The 3,817-nt window shown below is 69.3% G+C and carries 3 protein-coding genes; all 3 read right to left on the bottom strand.

Annotated features, from left to right (window positions below):
* Positions 1-234 precede the first annotated feature (234 nt).
* Positions 235-1,026: a tetratricopeptide repeat protein gene (locus AC1D12_RS27490; RefSeq protein WP_477844218.1), complete on the bottom strand. Its 792-nt coding sequence runs from the start codon at positions 1,024-1,026 to the stop codon at positions 235-237.
* Complete coding sequence (locus AC1D12_RS27485; protein WP_477844216.1) at positions 1,023-2,069, bottom strand: polysaccharide deacetylase family protein; 1,047 nt, start codon at positions 2,067-2,069, stop codon at positions 1,023-1,025. Before AC1D12_RS27485 ends, AC1D12_RS27490 begins: the two co-directional genes overlap by 4 nt.
* An 11-nt stretch (positions 2,070-2,080) precedes the next feature.
* On the bottom strand, positions 2,081-3,817 hold a 1,737-nt coding region (locus AC1D12_RS27480; RefSeq protein ID WP_477844214.1), incomplete at its 5' end, for a protein kinase domain-containing protein.

Below are 3,817 nucleotides of genomic sequence, written 5' to 3'. Positions count from 1 at the left end.
GCTGGCTGGTTTCATAGCCCGCGTGCGCAGCACGCTTCGTGAACTGACTGTCGCCCACTGTTTGACCACAACGAACGAAGTGAGTGGCGGGAGTTTGGGCGACGGGCCATGAAACCAGTCAGCGCAGGGGAGTCAGCGCCCCGCCAGGGGCGGTGACCGCACCCGACGGCGCGCCACAGCCTCCCCACCCGCGCCTTTCCGCTCAACTCAACCGCACGAAAACGAGAAAGGCCCTCAGCCTGCAGGCAATTTCTTCAGCAGTGCCAAGGCAGCAGCATTCTTCGGCTCCAGCTTCAGGCAACGCTGAAGGGCATCACGCGCCGCCTTCGGATCGCTGGCTTGCAGAGCCTGCGCCTTCTTCAGCAGTGTGTCCGCCAGCGCCCGACGCACCGCGGCATCCCGCGGCGATGCATCAGCCCGCTTCTGCAGCATGCCGATCGCTTCGTCGAACTCGCCCTGCCCCGCCAGCATCGCCGCGTGCTCCAGCTCGATCGACTGCTCGCTCGGTGCGATCCGCGCGCCCGGCTTGCGCGTCAGCGTCAGCCGCGACGGCTGCCCCAGGTAATCGCGCTTGTTGCGCGCGCGCTCGATGCCACGCAACCCGTCCGCGGCCTCGGCCTGCTCCGGCTGCAAGGCCAGCACGCCCAGGTACGACTGCTCCGCCGCATCGAGATCGCCCTTCTTCAGCTCGGCCCGCGCGCGCTGCAGCCGCTCGGTCGCCAGCACATCGGCCMGGTGCCGCGCCTCGGCCAGGCGCTCTCGGTACTGCGCAGGCCGCAGCGTCGCGAGCACTTCCCAGGCCTGCACCGCCTCGCTCCACTTGCCCTGCCGCTCCGCGGACACCGCCAGCTCGCTCTGGCGCGCCTCGAACTCGGACACCGGGTCGTTGCGCGAATTGGCCCCCGCGCCGGTCGTGCCGGTCGGGTTGCCGGTCGGCACGCCGGCACAGGCGGCCAGCAGCAGCGTGACGGCCGCCAGCGTGATGAATCTGACCGCAGAGAAGCGAACCGCGAATGAGTGCGTCATGACGAGGGCGTGAAGCTGCRCAGGGTCTGCAACTTGGACTTGAAGGCCTCCAGGTCGTGGCTGCCGTAGATCATGGTCCGGCGCAACATCAGCGGCTGCGCCCAGGCCGGGTTGCCACCCGGCGTCACCGTGCCGGCCAACCGGTAGCGGTTGCGCGCCAGCGCCTCCAGCACCACCTCGTTGACATCGCCGAACGGGTAGGCATACGTCAGCACCTCGTTCGACAACCGCTTCTCGATCACGTCGCGCGGCACCTTCGCCTCGGCCTCCATCCGCTTCGCATAGGCGGCATCGTTTTCACCAGCGGCCCGCTCGATCAGGTTGGAATGGGTCTTCGAGTGCGACTGGATGTCGACCAGGCCCGAGGCCGTCATCTCCTGCATCTGCGGCCAGGTGAGCGCGTCGCCGGCACCGACGAAATCGGTGTACAGGAACACCGTGGCCGGGAAGCCGTGCTTCTTCAGCAGCGGGTAGGCATAGCGGTAGTACGACGCATAGCCGTCGTCGAAGGTCAGCACCACCGAGCGCTGCGGCAGCGGCTGCCGGCCCTCGAGAAAGCCGATCAGGTCCTTCAGGCGGATCACCTTGAAGTTGTTCGCCGCCAGCCAGTCGAGCTGCTGCTCGAAGCTCGACGACGACACCGTCATCTTGCCGCTGCCCTGCCCCACGCGGTGGTAGCACAGGATCGGGATCGTCTGGTACTGGCCGCTGCGCACGCCCATCGGGTTCAACGGCTTCAGCGGCACGATCACCGGCTGGCCGCTGCGCGCCTGCGGCGTGCCGGGGTTGGCCTCGGCCACCTCCCAGTCGCGCGACGCGCTGCCCAGAAAGCGCTGCGCGATCGACGCGTAGTTGTCGTCGCCCTGCGGCACGTAGACCAGCAGCCGGTCACTGCGGCCCAGCACGCCGTCGCGGGCGGCCAGGCCCGGCACGGCGGTGGCCGTCTCGCCCCCGCTGCGCGGCGGCGTCTGGCAACCCGCCAGCGCCAGCAGGCAGGCGACGCCCGCCGCCAGGGTCAGCGCGCGGCGCTGAAGTGCTTGCATCKACTGCTCCCTCAAGAAGGCTTCTTCGGATCCGCGGCGCCCGGCCGCCGCAGCGGCGCCATCGTGCTGGCAAAGCTGGCGGCCACGCGCTGCGTCTCGGCCGCGGTGTCCTGCGTCGGCACGTAGCGCTCCTGCAGGGCCTGYGCCATCGCGTCGAAACCCTTGTACAACTGGCCGAACTCGTCGGTGCGCTCCTCGCGGATGCGGTGCTCGAAGCGGCCCTGCGCAATCTCGCGCATCGAGTCGCCCACCAGCTTGATCGGCCGCGCAAACCAGTTCGCGACGAAGTACATCGCCACCGCCACCGCCAGCACCGTGACGATCACCAGCACGATCATCAGCGTCAGGCTCAGCCGCGCCACCTGCGCCAACGGCTTCTCCGGCACGCCCAGCGCCACCCGGCCGACCGCCTTGCCCTGGAAGGTCATCGGCGCCTCGAACACCAGCACATTGTCGTTGTCGTCGAGCACGCGCGTCACGCTGACGCCGCCGGCACGCGTGCCCAGCAGCTCGCCGCTGCGCGCCTTGTACGGCTGGCCCACGCTCGCCGCATCGCTCGACGCACGCACCACGCCGGCCCGGTCGACCACGCTGACGCTCGTGAAATCGCGCGTCTTCATGACCTCGCCCACCGACACCTCGACCGCCACCCATTCGTCGGCCAGCGCCGACACCGCGTTCTGCGCCGCGATGAAGCGGCTCAGCGACGCGCCGTAGTCGGTCACCTGGCCCATCATCGCGGCCGTCTGCTGCCGGTTGACGACCGTGCCGGTCACGGCCATCACCGCGAACACGATGGCACCCATCATCAGCGCCCACTTCAGGCGCAGCGGCAGGATGCGGGGCTTCTCCTTCTCGCGCGCTTCATCCTCGATGTCGCGCATCGCCTGGCTGATCGCGGCGGCCAGTTCCTGGCCGGTCTGGAAGCGGCGCTCCGGCTGCTTGGCCAGGCAGCGCTCGACGATGCGGCGCACGCCCTGCGGCAGGTCGGTGCGCAGCTTCTCGATCGGCGTCGGCTCCTCGGTGGCGATCTTCATCGCCAGCGCCACGATGCTGTCGCCCTGGAACGGCGCTGCGCCGCTCAGCATCTGGTACAGGATGATGCCGACCGAGAACAGGTCGGAGCGGCCGTCGACCTTCGAGCCCTTGGTCTGCTCGGGCGACATGTACTGGGGCGTTCCGAGCACGTCGCCGACACGCGTCTGGTGCGTCGACGACGCCCCCGTGGCCACGTGCGCGATGCCGAAGTCGGTGACCTTGACGGTGCTGCTGCCCTTCAGCACCATGATGTTCGACGGCTTGATGTCGCGGTGCACGATGCCCTTGCCGTGCGCATAGTCGAGCGCCTTGGCCAGCTGCAGGCCGATCACCAGCGTGTCGCGGATCGGCATCGGGCCGAGGCGAGACATCAGCTCGTTCATCGGCTCGCCCTCGATCAGCTCCATCGCCATGTACGGCCGGCCCTCGATCTCGCCCACGTCGTGCACGGTGACGATGTTCGGGTGCGACAACATGCCCGCGGCACGCGCTTCGCGCAGGAAGYGGGCGCGGTATTCCTCTTCCTCGCAGTAGGCGGCGTGCAGGAACTTGATCGCGATGGTGCGGTCGATGCCGGGGTCGTGCGCGCGGTAGACGCTCGCCATGCCGCCGCGGCCGATGCGCTCGGTGATCTGGTAGCGGCCGACCTGGCGCGGCGCCGCCGGGCTGGCGGCCGGCGCCGTGCGGCGCGCGGACTCACTTCCCGGCGC

The sequence above is a fragment of the Rhizobacter sp. P1_G5 genome, from assembly GCF_056405435.1.
The sequence above is the reverse complement of the archived record's forward strand: the minus strand, read 5'-3'. Positions and strand labels throughout refer to the sequence as shown.